Origin of the sequence: Streptomyces niveiscabiei, from assembly GCF_033794345.1 — a bacterium.
Lineage (GTDB): Bacteria > Actinomycetota > Actinomycetes > Streptomycetales > Streptomycetaceae > Streptomyces > Streptomyces niveiscabiei.
In genome coordinates this window covers 1-18,799 of record NZ_JARAYJ010000030.1, presented here as the reverse complement: position 1 = coordinate 18,799, position 18,799 = coordinate 1, and the positions used below count along the sequence as shown (strand labels likewise).

The following is an 18,799-nucleotide window of genomic DNA, read 5'->3' as shown; positions in this document are numbered from 1 at the left end:
CCGGCCACCGAGGACAGGTTCCGCGTCCCGTGGCCCGTACCCCGACGGCCTCTTCCTCGGTGGGCTCGCGGCCGTGTTCGGCGCGGAACGCCGGTTGGCGGGATGCGGGGCGCCCTCCTCCTGTGCACTGCGCGGGCTGCGGGCCGCCGGGGTGTGGCCGTGCGCGCGACAGGTGCCGTCACGGCCGGGGCCGTGTACTCGGCTCAGAACGAGAAAGCCATCTTTCCGGCCCCGTGCAGGGTGCGCAGGCCGGACGAGACGCAGCTGGTGACGTCGCTGGTGGGCACCGCGCGTCCCGAGACGCGGGCCCCGGTCAGCACCCCGGCGGTGACGGTCCCGTCGAACAGGGCGTCCGAGGGGTTGAAGCTGCTGGTCCGCCGGCCGGCGGGGCGCACGGTCGAGGTGCCGACCCGGTGCCCGGCCCGGTCGTACCACGTCACGGTCGCCTTTCCGCTGATGCCGGAGGCGCTGGTGCAGCCGGCGTGGCCCGTGCCGCGGAAGGTGAAGACCCCGCTGGCCGGACCGCGCCGCGTGCGATTCGGCGAGGAGCAGTCCGTCAGCCGGAAGGACCCGGTCACGGTCACCTGCCGGTTGGCCATGGTCAGGGGCGGAGAGAAGGAGACGGGACGGCCCGCGACGGTGCGGGCGGTACAGCTCAGGGCCGTGCCGGACGCGACGGCGCGGCCCGGGACGCCCGTGCCGGGAGCCGCCGAGGCGGTGGAGGCGGTCACGGAGACGAGGACGGCGACGGTGGCACGGCTGAGCCACCGGGCGAAGGATGCCGGAGCGGGGCGGATCATCGGACGGTCTCCTTGTGGTGAGGCGGTTCGGCCGGGTCGGTGCTCGCCCGGAGCGCTTGGGGCGGTACGTCGGCACGCTCGGCGGAGCGGTGCGGGGGAAGGAGGGCGGCCAGCCACGAGGGCAGCCACCAGTTGAGACGGCCCATCAGGTGCATGAGCGCCGGTACCACCATCAGCCGGATGAGGGTGGCGTCCAGGACGACGGCCGCGGCCACCGCGAATCCGAGCTGCTGGAAGTCCAGCCGGCCGGTTCCGGTCAGCGACGCGAACACGATGGTCAGGGCGGCGGCGCCGAGGGTGATCGGCCGCGCCACCTGACGCAGCCCCTGGACGACGGCGTCACGGCAGTCACCGCTCTCCACGTACCGTTCGGTGATGGCGTGGACCAGGAAGATCTCGTAGTCCAGGGACAGCCCGAACACGATGGTGAAGGTCAGCACGGGGATGACGGCGCTGACCCCGGTGTCGGGCCACACGAGGGTGAGCAGGCCGAAGGCGGCGGCGGTGGAGAGCAGGTTCACCGCGATGGCCTTCAAAGGGATCAGCACACTGCGGAAGAAGAACGTCAGCAGGAGGAGGGAAGCGCCCAGGACGAGTGCGGCGACCTGCCACAGCGCGGCGACCAGGGCGGCCCGCAGATCGTCGAGCGCGGCGGTGGGTCCTGCGACGAGCACCTGTTGCCCCGGCTCCAGGGTGCGCCGAGCCGTGTCACGAACCGTGCCGATCACAGCGGTCGCGGCAGGGCTGTCGACGGGAACGCGTTGGGCGACGAGGAGGACGGTCAGATCCCGTCCGTTGTCCACCACGCTGGTGAAGGCGACGCGGGAGTCGGTTCGCAGGGCCCTCTCCAGCTCCGTGGTGTCCACCGGCCCGCTCCGGGGCGTGTGCGGCAGGGCGACGCCCAGGGCGCCCGAGAAGTGGTCGGACTCCATGCGCGCCAGACCGCGGCCCGCGTCGGAGTGCGCGATGGCCGCGCGGTCGACCGGCAGCACCAGACGCAGCCCGACGACCGGTGTGGCCGCCGCCAGCAGGAGAGCCAGCGCCCCGAGCAGCCAGAGCCAGGGCCGCCGGGCCAGACGTTCACTCCACCGGGACCCCACGGCGAAGCCCCGGCCGAGGCGCGGGAGCGTGGCCCAGCTCAGCAGACGGTCGAGCCGGGGCAGGACCGCCGGGAGGAGCGTGGTCGCCACCGCGTACGTCACCACGGTGCTGAGGAGCACCGCGAGGCCGAGGGACCGCACATATCCCAGCGGTACCGCGAGCAGGGCGGCGCTGCTGCCGATGACCGCCAGAGCGCACCAGGTGACGGCCTTGCCGGCGGACCGCGAGGCATGAGCGACCGCCGAGCGCGGGTCGTTTCCGTCGGCCCGGGACCGGCGATAGCGGATCAGGACGAGCAGCCCGTAGTCCAGCCCCAGCCCGTACCCGACCACAGTGGCCCCCATGAGCATCAAGGTGCTGACGTCGGTGACCCAGTCGAGGACGGCAAGGCAGCCGAGGCCGACCGCGACGCTGACTCCGGCCACGAGCAGAGGGACGAGCGCCGCGCCGAGCGACCCCAGACCGATCGTCAGGGTCAGGAGCACCAACGGGATCGCCATCGTCTCCACGCGGTGCAGGTCCGCTTCGTCCGCCTGCACCAACGCGCGGTTCACCGTGGTCAGACCGGTCAGGGACACACTGATCCGGTGGCCGGACGCCTCCTGGGCCACCCGCTGGGCCTCGGTCTGCACCGAGGACGCGAGACGCTGCCGCTGCCACGCGTCACCCTTCAGCCCGACGATCACGTACGCGTGACGCGGATCGCGCTCCGGCTGGTCCGGGACCGGCAGCAGCGTGCCGACCCCGGGCCGTGGGACCAGGGTCCGGGCGACCGCCGCCACCGTGTCCTGGTACACGGGTTCCCGGGTGGTGAGAGACGGTGACGTGAAGGCCAGAATCAGCTGTTCGTCGCCCAGGCGGGGCAGTTTCCGGGCGATGAGTGAGGCGGCCCGGTCGGACGGCGAGTTCGCCGCACGGGCGGGGGCCGCGTAGAGGCTGTCGAGCCGCGTCAGCGCGAGGGCGCAGGAGATGACCGTCAGCGCCGCCCACACCCAGACCGTGATGCGGCTACGTGATGCACGGATCGTGGGCGCCACGGTGATCTTCTCCCTCGAAGAACTGGTGCTGTGCGTTCCGGTCTCCCGGCGGGCGGCGGGGAACTGTCTATCGGATCTCGTCGTGCCGGGAGACGTACGACGTGGGCGGTTCGCTGATAAGGCGTAACGCGGCAACGGCCGGCCCGGCCGGCCGGCTCCTTGATTCACCCACTTGCCTTTCCCCGGTTGGCGGTTCGGCTGCACTGCCGGGAGGTTTGAGCTGGCCGGCGAGACACCGAGAGGCGCAGGATGATCTCCGTACGTTGTGGGACAGACGCTCTGACAGCCGCGTCACTCGGCAGGGGGGACGTCCGGCGCCTCGATGCCCCGCTTCGCAGGACGGCCGGAGACGACTGCCCCATGAACCCCAGAGCCTCTTCGTCGTGACCGGCCCGCGCGTCGACCTTCGCAAGCGTCCGGACGGGCCGCCCCCGTACCGCGGGAAGTGCGTCGTCACGACAGCCGCGTGCGCGGTCCTCGCGCTCGCCCTGGGGACAGCCGCCGGGATCTCCTGGTGGACGGGCGGTTCGGCCGCGCTCGGTGACGGGCGGTTCGGTACGGCCGTGGTGTGCGGGGCCGTCGTCCTGCTGTGCGCGGTGCTCCTGGCCGTACGCCCCTGGCATTTCACCGCCCGCAGCGTCTGGGCGACCAGCGCGGCGTTCACCCTCGTCTGCCTGCTGGGGACGGCGGTGTGCTGGGTGGCGATCCTGCACGACGACGGACAGCGCCTGGTCGCCGGGCGGATGCTGCATGACGAGCGGGACGCCGGCGCGTACCTGGCGCGGAACATGCCCGAGGGGCGCAGCCCGGTCGTCGTGCCGACGGGGCTGTACGTGGAGTCGATAGAGTTCACGAACTCCAACAACGTGGCCGTCTCGGGCTACGTCTGGCAGCGGTACCCGGCGAACACGCCGAAGGACATCACCCGGGGCGTCGTCTTCCCCGAGGCCGACAGCTCGTACCTGGAGGACGACGACATCGCCTACCGGCGTACTGCCGCTGACGGCACGGAGACCGTCGGCTGGTACTTCAGCACCGCCTTCCGTCAGCGCTTCGACTACCGCACCTACCCGATGGACCGGCAGAACGTGTGGCTGCGCATGTGGCAGCCGGACTTCGACAAGGACGTTGTCCTGACCCCCGACTTCTCCGCCTACCCGCCGTGGCAGAAGAAGGAGATGCTCGGGACCGACCCGCAGATGGTCTCGGGGGAGTGGCGGCCGATGTACACGGGGTTCAGCTACGCCCGCTACCAGTACCCGACGAGTTTCGGCCTGAAGACCTACGACCGGCCGGTGAGCTACCCGGACCTGTACTTCAACATGGTCTACCAGCGCAACTACACGGGTGCCGTCATCGGCAACCTGGTGCCCGTCGCCCTGATCGCCCTCGTCGTCTTCGCCTCGCTCTTCGTCACCAGCCGCGACCAGAAGATCGAGCTGTTCGGCTCCAACACCTTCGCCGTCATGGCGTTCCTGGTGACGATGCTGCTGGTCGTGGTCGTCGACCACAACGAACTGCGCTCCGTCTCCGGCGACGGGTCGGTGATGTACATGGAGTACGTGTACTTCGCGGTGTACGTGCTGCTGCTCCTGGTCACCGCCAACGGCGTCCTCATCGCGCTGGACCGGCCGGGCGAGATCCTCACGAAGCAGGCCAACCTGCCGGCGAAGGCGCTGTACTGGCCGATCCTCGCGGTCATCGTGCTGACCGCCACCGTCGGCGTGTTCTTCGGGGTCGGCTGGTGACGTACTCCGGAGGGTTCACGCCGGCCGCGAGGCCACCTTCCGCAGCGCCGTGACCAGATCCGCGCAGTCGGCCGGTGTGACGTTCGGCGACAGCGGGATGTCGACGGCCTCGGCGAGATGGCGGGCGGTCGCCGGAGCCAGCGCCTTGGCCCGCTCGGGGTCGTCCCCGACCAGGTACCGCCAGTTCCAGAAGGCCCGCGCGTTGGGCCGCGCCGGGTCGGTGAAGCGCCGCGCGGTGATGCCCTCCGCGCCCAGCGCCCGCGTCACCCACGCCACCCGCTCGGCGTCGGCGCCGGGCAGCCGCAGGATCAACTGGGCGCCCAGCAGGGCACCGGGCGCACCGGGCTGCCGTACGGCGAAGCCCGGCAGATCACCGAGCCGGTCCGTGACGTACCGGTAGTTGCGGTGCTGTGCGGCCAGGCGCAGCCCGACCCGGTCGAACTGGGACAGCGCCAGGGCCGCGCGCACCTCGTCCAGCCGCCAGGCGAACACCGGGTACGACATCTCGTCCACGCCGGGCGCGGCGGACCCGTCGGCGAAGTGCCGGCCCATGCGGCCCTCGTAGGACCCCGCGTACACGATCGCCCGCGCGTATCTCTCCGGGTCCCGGGTGACGAGGAACCCGCCCTCCCCGGTGTTCACCGTCTTGTCCGACTGCATGCTGAACGCGCCTACGTCACCGAACGTCCCCGCCCGCCGCCCGTCGATCTCGACGCCCACGGCGGCACAGGCGTCCTCGACGACCGGCACCCCGAACTCCCCGGCCACCGCGCACACTTCGCGGATGTCGCAGGCCATCCCGCGCATGTGGACGGCGACCACCGCCACCGCGCCGTCGGCCAGCACCTCGCGCAGCCGGTCCGGGTCGAGGTGCAGGTTCTCGTCCGAGTCGACCAGGACGGGCCGGTGCCCGGCGAGGAGGATCGCGCTCGGGGTCGCCGAGAAGGTGAACGACGAGCACGCCACGGGCGAGCCGGGCGGCAGATCGAGGGAGAGCAGGGCGAGGGCGATCGCGGTGGTGCCGCTGGTGCAGGTCAGCGCGTACGGGACGGCGAAGAACTCCCGCAGCCGCGCCTCCAGTCGGCCGTTGCAGGTGTCGGTGACGGCGCGGGAGTCGTAGCGGTAGTAGCGCCGGGTCCTTGCCGCCGCCTCGGCCGCCGCCACGTCCCGGGTGCTGAGGAAGGTGTCCCCGATGTCGTACGTCGGCCACGGCGTCGTCCGTACCGGTGTCCCGCCGTCGATCGCGAGCGCGGCGGTGACGGGCGGCGCGGGCTCGGGGGCGGGGAGGGAGACGCTGGTGCCGAAGAGGTGGTTGCCGGGGGCGTCGGGGTCCTCGCTGAGGTGGAAGTCCAGGAAGGCGGCGCTCAGTTCGTCGACCGATACCTGTCCGTCGCCGTCGAGGTCGAGGCGGTGGAAGGCGTCCAGGGCCTGGCGTTCGGTGCGGCCGTGCCGCATGAGGGCCCAGGTGAGTTCGGCGGGGGAGACCGTGCCGTCGTCGTCGACGTCCAGGACCGCCGCGAAGGCGCGGCCGGCCCGGGACAGGGCGGCCTCGAAGCCGGCGGGGCGGTCCCGGGCGAGTCGCCGCAGGGCCTGGTGGGCGTCCTCGCGGGAGAGGGAGTCGGCGCGGTCGATGCCCGCGAGGCCGGCGAGCTGGTTCCAGACCTCCTCGTACGCCGCGAGCAGCGCGCCGGCCTTCTCGCCGTCGGGCCGTTCGCCGATCACGTCGAGGACGCAGTGGGCCAGGGCCGTGTAGTCCGCGAGAGAGACGACTCCGTCGCCGTTCGCGTCGAGCCGGGTCAGGACGGTGTCGTACTTCTCGTCCCGAAGAGTTTTTGTCATGAAAACTGATATTTACGTTCCTTGGGTGATCGCGCGACCGGTCAGGGCGAGGAGAGCGGGAAGTACCGGGTGAACGGGGTCGCGTCCACCGCGAGGATGCCGTTGAAGGGCTGGTCGAGCTGGTGGATGAGCAGCACCAGGAACGTGATGAGCGCGGCAAGACCCATGGCCATGGCGACGTGGGTGAAGCTCCGCTCCACCCCGAACATGAACATGAACGCCACCGTGAGCACCCCGCCGATGATCAGCCCCAGCCACAGGATGGGCGACAGTCCGCCGCCGGTGTCCCCTTCGCGCCCGCGCCGCGCGTCGTCGAGCGTGCTGAGCTGGGCCAGCACCTCCTGGGACACCGCCTGCCCGGAGGCCGGGGCGCTGTCGGGGAGCCGATTGGCGGCCCGGAGCGAGTCCAGCAGCCGCCAGCCCTCCGCGCCGAGCGGCTGCCCCTCCTTCATCGCGGGCCACTCGACTCGCGTCACGTGCCGGACGTACGTGTCCGCCCCCGAGCGGACGTCGCTCGCCTGCGGCTCGGGCAGGGACTCGGCCAGCAGCCGCACCTGGTGCACGGCGCTCGCCTCGGTCGCCACATGGTCCGAGGCCCCGGAGTGGGTGTCCCACACGGACACCAGGGACAGCCCCAGGATCAGCGCGTACAGGACACCGACCATCATCGCGATGTACTCGGCCACGTCCTCGCGCGGCTCCTCGTCCGGGTCGGGCGGCCAGAAGCGGTCCTTGAGCAGGACCACGGCCGCGGCGAGCAGCGCGACCCCGAAGCAGATGACGAGTGTCTGGGTCATGGGCGTGGGACTTTCTGCGCAGATGTCACTGGCGCCGCGAGCCGAGCAGCACGGCGGCGACGACCCCGGGGATCAGCAGGAGGAAGAGGATCACGAGCAGGCCCAGTCCGGTCGGCCCCCCGCCGGGACGCCTGAGCCGGCTCAACAGGGAGCGTTTCGGGGCCTGTTGCCGAGGTTGCGCCTGCTGGGGCGGCTGCCCCGTCGTGCGCTGCGCGGCCGGGGGCGGGGGTGGGGCCACGGCGGCGCCGCCGGGTTCGGCGGCCGGGGCGATGCCGGGGGCGGCGATGGCCGGGGGTGGCGGGGGCGGGAACGGGAAGAGGGCGCCGGCGGGGACAGGGGGGACGAAGGGCACCAGGGGGACGAGGGGAGTGCCAGGTACGGCGGGAACGGCGGGTACGGCGGGAACCACAGGCACTGCGGGTTCGGCGGCGGGCGGAGGGCCTTGCGGCGGTGGGGGAGTGCGTGGCGCCTGGACCGGCGGGGTGGGCTGGGGAGGAGCCGGGGGTGCGGTCAGGACGAAGGGTGCCGACGCTCGCGCGGTGAGCGTCGGCGGCGGCACCAGATCGCCCGACCGGTCCAGCGTACGGACGCGGTCGGAGCCCTCGGCGGCCCCCTGGCTGACGTACGTGCCGGGGCCCCGTCGCACCACCGCACGGCAGACGGCGGCGCCTCCCGCGATCAGCCGGGGCACGACGGGATGGCCGCCCCCGCAGTCGATGCCGAGCCCTCCGCCGAGCCTCCGGTCGCCGAGGAGCCGGTCGGTGAGCCGGATGGCGAAGACGGTCCGGTTGCCCCCGTTGGTGACTCGGTAGCGGATCGTCGCCGTCCGGCCGTCCACCCGCACGGTCTCCGAGAGGCCGAGGCCCCCGCCGACGCCCGCCCAGCCGGATCGCGCCGTGGCCGTGACCTTCGCGCGCAGCGAGGGGATCCGGCCGACGGCCCGTACCTCCCCCGTCCAGGTGCCGGGCCGGGAGACCGTCGTCGCGGTGCACGTCGTCGAGGTCAGCGCCCGCAGCATCGGCACCCGGTCCTTGCCGCCCGCGCAGCGGAGCCGGACGCCGGGCAGGCGCGGATCGCTCACCCGTACGTCGTGGAGGTCGGCGCCACCCCGGTTGACCAGCCGGTACGTCATGACCACCGGGTCACCCACCCGGATGCCGGGCCGCACCGCGCCGAGCCCGGGGCGGGTGTTGACGCTCACCCGCAGTACCAGCCCCCGGGTGTTCGCGCCGTCCGCCGCCACCGGAACGGCGCCGCAGACCACCGCGGACAGGGAGAGGAGCAGAAGGGGCAGGACGGACCACCGGGTGGCCCGATGCGAGCGGCATACGAAAATCACACCGGAATGATTGATGTGCCCCTTTCATTCGGCGGCCCCTACCGCGCCGCCGCCGGTGAATCGGTCACCGGATTTCACCCGCATGGCCCCGGCCGATCATCGAGATCTGCGGCGGCCAGAGCACACCGTCCGTCAGGAGCAGGGACGGGCCCAGATGCACGGGGCACACGTACCGGGACGGCAACCGGTACCGGACGACGGCGAACCGCGCGTCGTCCGGACAGTCCTGCTCGCCGTACGGACCCTCGCAGGTCGGCTTGTGGTCGTTCATGGCGCGGACCTCACAGTTCGGGCACGGCTCCGACATCACCAAAAGAACAGGCGCGCGGACTGTCCGCAACGTCCGTTGGGCCCTTCGTGGAGGGAACGGATGAGCGGCGTGCGGGCTGACCCACGAGAGTCCAGAGGGGACGATTCGCGACCGGACCGCGACGAACCTACGGTTGCCCTCATGGCATGGGACCGCGCGGAACTCGATGCTCTGCGCCGCACTGGTGATCTCGAAGCCGACCCTGTGGTGGCGGAACTTCTCGCGTCGGGTGAGCTGTCCGGCGTGAACCAGATCCTGCGGGCCTTCGACGACAACAGCGAGGCCGTACCTCAAGAGCTGCCCCCGGTGCTCCGCGACTTCCTTCACCGAACCGCGAGCATCCCGGAGTGGGCCGATCCGGAACGGATCGCGGGGGCGTACGAGTTCTTCAGGGACGACGGCCCGCAACTGGCGTCGGTGCTCGCCACGGGCACCATGGTGTGCTGTTTCGGGTCCGTGCACGGCGCGAAGGTGATGACTCTCACCCACAGGCTCGACGAGCCGTCCCGCCGCATCGCGGAAACGCTCCAGTTCCTGCTGTACATGATGGCGCGCGAACCTCTGGGCCCGGACGGCCGCCTGGTCCGGGCCTGTCAGAAGGTGCGACTGGTGCACGCCGCTGTGCGGCATTTCGTCGCCGCCTCGGGGCAGTGGGACCACACGGCCATGGGCACTCCCGTGAACCAGGAGGAGATGCTGGGCGGAGTGGTCCTGTTCTCGGTCTGCGCGGCCGAGGGAGCGAAACGGCTGGGCGTTCACGTGACGCCGAAAGAGCTACGGGACTACTACCACTTGTGGCGTGTCACGGGAGCGCTGCTCGGAGTCGACGCCGCCATCATGCCGGACACGCCGGAGGCGGCCATGGCGTTGTGGCCCCGGCTCAAAGCCCGGGTGCGCGGACCGTCGCCGGAAGGCATCAGACTCACCCGCACCCTGATCGAACACGACTCGGCTTCTTTGCCGACGGGGTTCAAAGGTCTGCTGCCGGCCCTGATCCGGCGGACGACCGATCCCGATATCGCCGATTGGATGGCTGTCCCCCACTCCGTCAGCGGGACCGCGGGCGTCAGAGCGGCAGTCGGCCTGAGCAAGGTCCTGGAGCGACTGGAGGACCGGGTTCCGGCGGCCGAGCGCGTCCTCGACCGGCTGGGGCAGAACCTGCTGACGGACCGGGTGCGCGCGATCCTGTCCGGTGAGGAGCAGGAGTTCGACATCCCGGAGTCCTTGCGGGCCGACTGGGGGAACGGGGCCCCGTAGCCGGTCCAGGAAGCGGCGCGTCACGCCGGCGCCGACGGTAAGGATCAACGACCCCGAACACCTACCGCTTCGGATCGGCAGCCAGGACGGCACCGCCCGGTGAGCCGGCGATCAGGCGAAGAGCCGGACCCCGGGCGATGCCATGGCCGGTCCTTCCTGTCAGGCGTCGCGATTCGGGGCCATCACGGTGAGGGTCGCGATGTTGTCGGTCTGGTCGGGGTCGACGTCGTCGGGGCTCAAGGGGGCGATCAGCGCGGGGCCGAGGAGCAGGCCCACCGCGTGCGCGCCCTCCGCTCTGCGCAGCGGGATCGTGAGCGTCCGCTGCTCCTCCACGGCCAGAGCGGGCACCTGGCACACGACGATCTCCGGCGTGCCGATGAAGGAGTCCTTGAGGACCAGGGAGCAGCCCTCCGGGAGCGGCTTGGTCTCATCGACGTTGAAGGTGAACGGGGTGACCGCGCTGATCTGCACCTGACCGCTGCTCTGGGCCGGACCGACGTTGCCGTGGACGAGGGTCGGGTCCGCCGTTCCCTCCTTCGTGAGAACAGAAAGAGGACCAGCCAGGTAGAGGCCGGTTCTGTTGCCTTCGGGCGTGGCCGGTGTGGGGCGGGTCAAGGAGAGGTAAGCAGGCATCCAGTTGTCGTTGATGGCGGCCTCGACGTCGGGGGAGTCCGCCGCGGGGACGACGGTGACCAGGCCGCGCACCATGCCGGTGATCCGGGCCCGCTGGGTCACGGAGAGCGGAATGGCCAACTGCCGCTCTCCCGCACCGAGCCCTTCGGACACGACACAGGTGACCACCTCGGGGACGGTCGGGTCGGGGTTCTCGTACCGCATCGAGCAGCCCGCCGGCAGTTCGGCGGAGCGGTCGACGTTGGTGTACGGCGGTGTGACGTAGGTGAGGAGCGCCTTGCCGGTGGTCGCGCTCCCCTGGTTGGTCACGGTCAGGAACTGCTTCCCGGTCGTGCCGGGTGCCTGCTGGACCATGTCGGCCCTGACGGACAGGTCGACGGATTCGGCGGGGCTCGCGTACGAGGACGGCGTCAGCATCGCGGCCGAGAGGGCGGCGAGGGCACAGGCGAGGAGACGGGGCCGGGGGGAGTGATGGCGCATGGCGCTCCTTTGATCGACGAGGGAATGCAACGGACAGTAGTTGCTCCCTCGCTTCCCGGAGTCGATGTGGCGTCCGTACGCATGCCGTCCGCCGCCCCCGTCACCCGACCGGCGCGCCGAGGGACCGGTCGCCTTCCCGCCCGCCGCCGGGGACCAGGCCCCCGGTACAGCGGGCCGAAGTCCGACACCCCGCGCCCCGCCCAACCCGAACGGAGTAGCCAGGTCCGCCCCGGGAGGCACTCGGGGTGCCGTGTGGTGAGTCTGGAACCCCCGGCCTCTCCACGAGAAGGTGCGCCCCATGGTCGCCGTACTGGACGACATCACAGAGGACACGCTGCGGGCCGACCCCTTCCCGGTCTACGCGAGGCTGCGCCGTGAGGCGCCGGTGGCGTGGGTGCGGTCGGTGGGGGCGTGGCTGGTCACGGACTGGGCCGGGGTGCGGCAGGTGATCGAGAGCCCTGAGACGTTCGCCTCGGTGGACCCCTTCGTCTCGGAGTACTGCGGGCCCGTCACCATCCTGACGCTGGAGGGCGACGCGCACGCCGGTATCCGGGCGAGCGTGGACGACCGGTTCACCCCGGAGACGGCCCTCGCGCTGGACGGGGTGACCGCGGTCACCGCCGCGTACGCCCTCGCCGGGCTCGGCACCGGCGAGGTCGACCTGATCGAGGCGTACTTCAAACCGGTCTCGGCCGTGGTCCTGGCCCACGCCCTCGGCCTGGACATGGTGGCCCCGGAGGAGCTGATGCGCTGGTCGGACGGGCTGACGCCGAGCCCGGAGGGTCCCGTCCGGCCCGAGGAGGACGCCCGTATCCGGGCCGCCGCCGCGGCCATCGACGCCGCGCTCACGCCCACGGTCTCCCGGCTCACCACCACCCCGGACGGCTCGGTCCTGTCCCGGCTGATCCACGGCGGACGCCCGCCCGGCCGGCCCCGGGGCGCCGACGAGGTCCTGGCCACGCTGAAGATGCTCATGGTCTCGTTCCGCGAGCCCGCCATGGCCGCCGCGAACACCCTGCACGCCCTCCTGGCCCACCCCGGACAGCTCGCCGCCGTACGGTCGGACCCCGCTCTGCTGGACGGCGCGGTCCGTGAAGGGCTCCGCTGGAACCCCCCGGTCGGCACGACGGACCGCATGACGTCCGCGCCGGTCCGGCTCGGCGAGTACGTCCTGCCCGCGGGCGAGCGGATCGTGGTGGTCACCGCGTCGGCCAACCGGGACGAGAGCGTCTTCCCCGACCCGGAGACCTTCGACGTCCGGCGCCCGCCCGCCCCGCTCCTCACCTTCGGCTACGGCCGCCACCGGTGCCTGGTCCGCGCGCTGGTGCCGCGCATCGTCCGCATGAGCCTCGGCGTCCTGCTGGACGGCCGTCCGCGGATCGTTCCGGGCAGCGGTGGACCGGCGGTGATGCGCGGCTGGCGCACCCGGATGCCGGACCGCCTTGTCGTCGAGTTCTGACCACCCCGCTCCCGCCCCGGCAACCCGACACCCTACGGAGCACGCATGTCCCACCCCCTCGTCCTGATCGCCGTCACCGAACGCTCCGGCGACGACTCCGCCCACGCCGAACAGATCCGCCGGATCGCCGACGAGATCACCGCGCGGGGCTTCACCCCCCGGTGGGTGACGACCGCCAAGGACGCGCTCTCGGTGATCCGCGCCGAGGCGGGCCTGACCGCCGTACTCCTGGACTGGCGGCTGCCCGGCACCGGCGGTGGCGAGCCGGCAGCCCAGGAGGTGCTGGAGGGGCTGCGGCGGCGGGCGACGGGGCTGCCGGTGTTCCTGGTCCTGGAGGAGGACGGCCTCCAGGACCTGCCGCTGTGGGTAGCCGAAGTGGTGATCGGCTACGTCTGGCTCGACGAGGACACCCCCACCTTCCTCGCCGGCCGCATCACCCGGGCCGCCCGGGACTACCAGGAAGGGCTCCTGCCGCCGTTCTTCCGGGAACTGGTCCGCTTCGACGACAGCCACGAGTACTCCTGGCACACCCCCGCCCACGCCGGCGGCGTCGCGTTCCTGCGCTCACCCGTGGGTCGCGCCTTCTACGACTACTACGGCGAGCAGCTCTTCCGCTCCGACCTGACCTGTTCCATCGAGCAGCTCGGCTCAACCTGGGAGCACACCGGCCCGATCGGCGACTCGGAGCGCAACGCGGCCCGCATCTTCGGCGCCGAGCGCACCTACTACGTCCTCCAGGGCACCTCCAACGCCAACCGCATGGTCGGCCACCACTGCGTCGTCCGCGACCAGCTCGCCGTCCTGGACCGCAACTGCCACAAGTCGGTCCACCACGCCATGATCATGGCCGGGGCCCGCCCCGTGTACGTCACCGGCAGCCGCAACGGCTACGGCCTGATGGGCCCCGTCCCGCCCGCCCAGTTGACCGGCGAGGCCGTCGCCGCCGCCCTGGACGGCAGCCTCCTCACCCCCGGCGCCCTGTCCCCCGACCCGGTGTACGCGGCCCTGACCAGCAGCACCTACGACGGACTGCTGTACGACGCCCAGCGCGTCGCGGAACTGCTCGGCGCCAGCGTGCCCCGGCTGCACTTCGACGAGGCGTGGTCCGCGTACACCCTCTTCCACCCGCTGTACGACAGGCGCAGCGCGATGTCCGTCCGGGAGCGCGACGGCGAGGCGGCCCTGCCCTCGCTCTTCGCCACCCAGTCCACGCACAAACTGCTGGCCGCGCTCTCCCAGAGCTCGATGGTCCACGTCCGCTCGTCGCCCCGGGCACCCGTGGACCACGAGCGCTTCAACCAGACGTTCATGATGCACGGCACCACCTCGCCCCTGTACCCCATGCTGGCCTCCCTGGACGTCGCCGCCGGGATGATGGACGGCGCCGCCGGACCGTTCCTGATCCACGAGACGGTCGTCGAGGCGATCCGCTTCCGCCAGGCCATCCCGAGGCTGGCCCGCGCGATCCGGGACAGCGGCGACCGCCCCGACTGGTTCTTCGGCGTCTGGCAGCCCCCCACGGTCACCGACCCCGCCACCGGCGCCGAACTCCCCTTCGAGGACGCCCCCGTGGACCTCCTCGCCGCCACCCCGGCCGCCTGGCACCTGGCGCCGGACCAGGACTGGCACGGCTACCCCGGCCTCGAACCCGGCTACTGCCTCCTCGACCCCGTCAAGGTGACCGTGACCTGCCCCGGCGTCCGGCCCGACGGCACCGCCGAGGCCTGGGGCATCCCCGGAAAGATCATCAACGCCTACCTGTACGACCGCCGCGTCATCGTCGACAAGTACGACCCCTACAGCTTCATCCTCTTCTTCTCCATGGGCATCACCAAGGGCAAGTGGGGCACCCTGATCGACGTCCTCACCGACTTCAAGGCCCTCTACGACGCGAACGCCCCGCTCGCCGACGTCCTCCCCGACGTCGTCGCCGCCCACCCGGACCGCTACGGCTCGCTCACCCTGCCCCAGTTCTGCGCGGAGATGCACGAGGACACCGTGACCCTCACCAGCCTCCTGCGCGCGGTCTCCGAGGATCTCCCCGGCCCCGTCATGCCCCCCGTCGACGCCTACGAACACCTCGTCCAGGGCCGCACCGAACGCGTCCCCCTGCGCGACCTGCCCGGACGCGTCCCGGCCGTCATGGTCGCCACCACCCCGCCCGGCAGCCCCCTCCTCGTCCCCGGCGAACGCGTCGGCCCCGCGACCAGCCCCCTCATGCGCTACCTCACCGCCCTGGAGGACTTCGACCGCCGCTTCCCCGGCTTCGCCAGCGAGACCCACGGCGTCAGCTACGGCCCGGACGGCGGCTACTGGTTCGACTGCGTGGCACCGGACACCGCGGAATCCGGCGGCGCCTGACCTCGGGGGCGTCGTCGGGGAACTCCGCACGGCTTTCGGTGAGACTCTGAGCGGAGGCCTGACGGGCGTCGAACAACCGGTGCCCCATTCCCGAGCCCGTCCACGCCGGGACGCCCACCGGCGTCTTCCCTCTGGTCTGGTCGGTTTTCCCGACGCCGCCGCGCGTCGAGCCGCCATCCCGGTCCGGAGCGGAAGAGCCATACGGCGCAGGTCCGCTGAGGGAGACGGAACGCCTCACGGACGGAGAGCACGGTCCAACACGGCGGTGCCCCTCCGCGCCCGCTCCCCAGCATCTGGGCCGGAGCCGGGAAGCGGCCGGTCGGGAGGTGACATCGCGCCCATGCCCTGTATGTGGCCGTCGTTGCTCTCGTCAGTGTCGTATCAGGCCCGTGCGTTTGACGGTCGCCAGCAGCGGGGTGGTGTCGATGGCGGTGACCGCTTCCAAGGGGCCGACGGCGTCGGTGAGGAAGGTGTACAGGGCGTCGAGATTCGCGGCGGCGACGGCGACGACCAGGTTGGCGGGCCCGGTGGTCGCGGCGCAGAACCGGACGTGCGGGTGGGCGCTCAGGGACCGCGCGGTCTCCTGCGACGCGCCCGGCCGCACCGAGATCCACAGCAGCGCCTCGGTCTGCGCGCCGAGCAGTGCGAGATCGAGTTCGGTGGCCAGGCGCAGCGCCTGGCTCTCCAGGAGGGCTTCGAGCCGGCGGCGGGCCGTGAGCGCGGTGGTACCGGCGCGACGGGCCAGGTCCGTGTAGGTGGCCCGGCCGTCCTCGGTCAGCCCGGCGATCAGCGCGGTGTCGACGTCGGCAGGCGCGTACGACGGTGCCGGGGCCGTCGGTTGCGCGGGGTCGGGGACGAGTTCGGCCAGTTCCGCGGGGGAGAGGAGGCCGGCGGTCCAGCGGAAGGCGGTGGGGAAGACACGCAGCAAGGTGTGGGCGGTCCAGGAGCCGACGGCGTCGGTGGCGGGCAGGTCGCGCAACAGCAGGTTGTTGCGGGCTTGCGGACCGTCCAGGAAGAAGATCGTGGAGATCTCGTCGCCGCCGCCGAGGATGTCCACCCAGACGGTGTCGGGGCGGCGGGCCAGCGCCTGGGCGACCTGCCGGATCTTGTTGGGGCGGCAGCGGATGCGCAGGGCGACGGGGATCAGGTGCGAGAAGCGGGCCGGGTTGCGTACCGCGGTCGCGCGCAGGGTGCCGTCGGCGTACAGCGGGGCGACCCGGCGTACGACGGTGCGCTCGGACAGCCCCAGGCAGCGGGCCACCTCCCGCCAGGAGGCACGCGGCGCGGCGACCAGGGCCGCCGCGATCCGCCGATCGGTTTCATCGAGCACCTGTCGCATGATCCGTATGGTAGGCGCGGACGCTGGCGTACTTTTCGCGCGGCAGCCATCCGCTTGGCGGTGAAATCCCCCAGCCCTCCTACAACGGTCTCGTCGCCGAACGACGCGTTCGGGATCCGGCGCCTGCGGGATGAGGGAGAAGATGATGACCGATCACGGAGCCGACCTGTTGATCCGCGCCGGGGCGGTGCACACCCTGGTGCCCGGTCAGGCGGTGCAGCGGGCAGTGGCCGTGCGCGGCGACCGTATCGCGGCCGTGTCCGCCGAACCGAACGGCCTCGATCACCTGGTGAGCGCGCGGACACAGTTCCATGACCTGAACGGTGCCACCGTGCTGCCTGCCTTCGACGACACCCACACCCACCTGATCTTCGCAGCGCTCGGTGCCCATGACGTCCCCGTGCACCGGGCCCGGAACATCCCCGAGTTCCTCGGCCTGATCCGGCAGCGGGCCGCCGTCATCCCCGAGGGCGATTGGATCCGCACCACCACCAACTGGCAGGAACTCAACCTGGCCGAGCGCCGCATGCCCACCGCGACCGAACTCGACCGAGCCACCGACCGGCACCCGGTCCTCGTCAAGCGCGGCGGCCACAACGACGTCGTCAACCACTACGCGCTGCGGCTGGCGGGCATCACCGAGGACACCCCCGCGCCGCCGGGCGGCACCATCGGCCGCGGCACCGACGGCGAGCTCGACGGCCGGCTGACCGACAACGCCCTGCATCTGGTGGAACACCTGGTCCCGGCCCCGGACCGGGCCGAGCGCATCGACGGACTGCGCCTGGCCACCCGCGACTACGCCGCCACCGGCATCGGGACCGTACGCGACTGCGCGGTCACCCCCGAGGACTACGCGGTGCTGCTGGCCGCTCGCGAGGCGGGGGCGCTCAGCATCCGGGTGCGGGCGCTGATCTCGGCGCTCGGGCTGACCAGCGCCGCCCAGGTGGAGGATCTGCTCGACGTGATGGAGGAGTGGCGTGACACATTCGACCCGTGGCTGTCGGTGTGGGGTGTGAAGTTCGGCCTCGACGGCGGTCTGGAGGCGGGGGCCACCGAGGAGCCGTACGCCTGCGACCACGCCTTCTCCGGGATGCTGGTCTGGGAGCCGGACGCGCTGGTCGAGGCCGTCGAGGCTGTGGTCCGGCGCGGCCGGCGAGTCGGCACCCACGCCTACGGCGACCGCGCGGTGCGCACCCTCCTGGACGTCTACGAGCGCGTCCTTGAGCGCAACCCCGGGCTGCCCGCCGGCACGCTGGTCATGGAGCACGGCGGCCTGGCCGGACCCGAACAGCAGGCCCGCGCCGTCGCGTTGGGCATCCCGGTCACCATCCAGCAGCCGCTGCTGCACGACACCGCCGAGGTCGAGGAAGGCTTCTGGGGACCCGAACGCGTCGCCCGGCTGTTCCCCGCCCGTGGCTGGATCGACCTGGGCGCCGAGGTCAGCGCCGGATCCGACTTCCCCGTCGGCCGGTTCGGCGCGATGCGCTCCATCTGGGGCATGACCACCCGGCAGACCGTCATCGGGGTCAAGGGCCCCGAGCACGCCATTACCTACGACGAAGCCCTCACCCTGCATACCGTGGGCGCCGCCCGCCTGACCGGCGAGGCGCACCTGCGCGGCACCCTCGCTCCGGGCCGCCTCGCCGACCTCACCGTCTGGGACGAGGACCCCGCCCACTGCACGGGCGACGCGCTGCGTGATCTCCGCCCCACGCACACCTTCGTCGGCGGCCTCCTGGTCCCCCCGAGCGGCACCCGGTCATCAGCCCACTGAGCCGTGACCGGCTCCGTCCCGGTGGCATCAGCGGCCGTTGAGACGGACCTCTTGACGGCGGGGCTTGGTGAAAACCTCGCGGTGCCCGCGTGGACGCCCCGTCGAATACCTGCGCAACCACCCCAGCCGACCGCGCCCGGACCGCACCGGATCACCGTCGCCGGACAGCAGGCGGCGGCCGTATCGAGAAAGCCGATACGGCCGCCGCTGCCGTGAGGAGGTCCCGTCGCCCGACGGTGATGCCGGGAGGGATGACGAGAATCAGACGGCGTAGGGGTTTTCGATGATGTAGACCCAGTCCCCCTCGCTCGTCCTCCTCATCACCTCGACCGACTTTCCTTCCATGACGCCGCTCTCGCTGGTGATCCGCCAAGGCACCTGGACCATCGCGAGATCGCCGTTCTGATGGACCGACGCGGCCCCCATCTCAAAGGTGCCGGGCGAGGCGATGTAGGGCTTCAGTGCTTCCTTGATGTCTTCTCTGCCGTAGACGGGTTCTTGTCCCGGTCCTGGTACGAACAG

Annotated in this window: 14 protein-coding genes; 5 read left to right on the top strand and 9 right to left on the bottom strand. The window is 71.9% G+C overall.

Annotated features, from left to right (window positions below):
* Nucleotides 1-203: 203 nt before the first annotated feature.
* A complete protein-coding gene (locus PV682_RS31955) occupies nt 204-800 on the bottom strand; it encodes a hypothetical protein (RefSeq protein WP_319735244.1) in 597 nt (198 codons plus the stop codon).
* Nucleotides 797-2,938: an MMPL family transporter gene (locus PV682_RS31950; protein WP_319735243.1), complete on the bottom strand. Its 2,142-nt coding sequence runs from the start codon at nt 2,936-2,938 to the stop codon at nt 797-799. The genes PV682_RS31955 and PV682_RS31950 overlap by 4 nt, the downstream gene beginning before the upstream one ends.
* 383 nt (nt 2,939-3,321) lie before the next feature.
* Here PV682_RS31950 and PV682_RS31945 point away from each other — a divergent pair, with 383 nt between their 5' ends.
* Nucleotides 3,322-4,686 (top strand): hypothetical protein, encoded by a 1,365-nt coding sequence (locus PV682_RS31945; protein WP_319735242.1) that lies wholly within the window; start codon nt 3,322-3,324, stop codon nt 4,684-4,686.
* Between the two features lie 15 nt (nt 4,687-4,701).
* Here PV682_RS31945 and PV682_RS31940 read toward each other — a convergent pair whose 3' ends face one another.
* The 4 genes from PV682_RS31940 to PV682_RS31925 form a co-directional block, all read right to left on the bottom strand.
* Nucleotides 4,702-6,525 carry an aminotransferase class I/II-fold pyridoxal phosphate-dependent enzyme gene (locus tag PV682_RS31940; protein WP_319735241.1) on the bottom strand — a complete coding sequence of 608 codons (1,824 nt, stop codon included), beginning with the start codon at nt 6,523-6,525 and terminating at the stop codon, nt 4,702-4,704.
* A 41-nt stretch (nt 6,526-6,566) separates the two neighbouring features.
* Nucleotides 6,567-7,322 (bottom strand): bestrophin-like domain, encoded by a 756-nt coding sequence (locus tag PV682_RS31935; RefSeq protein ID WP_319735240.1) that lies wholly within the window; start codon nt 7,320-7,322, stop codon nt 6,567-6,569.
* A 25-nt stretch (nt 7,323-7,347) separates the two neighbouring features.
* Nucleotides 7,348-8,661 carry a hypothetical protein gene (locus PV682_RS31930; protein WP_319735239.1) on the bottom strand — a complete coding sequence of 438 codons (1,314 nt, stop codon included), beginning with the start codon at nt 8,659-8,661 and terminating at the stop codon, nt 7,348-7,350.
* Between the two features lie 64 nt (nt 8,662-8,725).
* Complete coding sequence (locus PV682_RS31925; protein WP_319735238.1) at nt 8,726-8,932, bottom strand: hypothetical protein; 207 nt, start codon at nt 8,930-8,932, stop codon at nt 8,726-8,728.
* Nucleotides 8,933-9,112: 180 nt separating this feature from the next.
* Between PV682_RS31925 and PV682_RS31920 the strand changes: the two genes are divergently transcribed.
* Nucleotides 9,113-10,228, top strand: a complete 1,116-nt coding sequence (locus PV682_RS31920) for an oxygenase MpaB family protein (RefSeq protein WP_319735237.1) — start codon at nt 9,113-9,115, stop codon at nt 10,226-10,228.
* Between the two features lie 159 nt (nt 10,229-10,387).
* Here the strand turns inward: PV682_RS31920 and PV682_RS31915 are convergent, their stop codons facing one another.
* Complete coding sequence (locus PV682_RS31915; RefSeq protein WP_319735236.1) at nt 10,388-11,341, bottom strand: hypothetical protein; 954 nt, start codon at nt 11,339-11,341, stop codon at nt 10,388-10,390.
* A 298-nt stretch (nt 11,342-11,639) separates the two neighbouring features.
* Between PV682_RS31915 and PV682_RS31910 the strand changes: the two genes are divergently transcribed.
* Nucleotides 11,640-12,800, top strand: a complete 1,161-nt coding sequence (locus PV682_RS31910; protein WP_319735235.1) for a cytochrome P450 — start codon at nt 11,640-11,642, stop codon at nt 12,798-12,800.
* 45 nt (nt 12,801-12,845) lie between these two features.
* Nucleotides 12,846-15,161, top strand: coding sequence for an Orn/Lys/Arg family decarboxylase (locus tag PV682_RS31905; protein WP_319735234.1), 2,316 nt, complete (start codon nt 12,846-12,848; stop codon nt 15,159-15,161).
* Nucleotides 15,162-15,531: 370 nt separating this feature from the next.
* Here the strand turns inward: PV682_RS31905 and PV682_RS31900 are convergent, their stop codons facing one another.
* Nucleotides 15,532-16,500, bottom strand: coding sequence for an Lrp/AsnC family transcriptional regulator (locus PV682_RS31900; RefSeq protein ID WP_319735233.1), 969 nt, complete (start codon nt 16,498-16,500; stop codon nt 15,532-15,534).
* 145 nt (nt 16,501-16,645) lie between these two features.
* Between PV682_RS31900 and PV682_RS31895 the strand changes: the two genes are divergently transcribed.
* Nucleotides 16,646-18,277: an amidohydrolase gene (locus PV682_RS31895; protein ID WP_319735232.1), complete on the top strand. Its 1,632-nt coding sequence runs from the start codon at nt 16,646-16,648 to the stop codon at nt 18,275-18,277.
* Nucleotides 18,278-18,538: 261 nt separating this feature from the next.
* Here PV682_RS31895 and PV682_RS31890 read toward each other — a convergent pair.
* Nucleotides 18,539-18,799, bottom strand: a 261-nt coding sequence (locus tag PV682_RS31890) for a YybH family protein (protein ID WP_319735231.1), incomplete at its 5' end; no start/stop codon positions are given.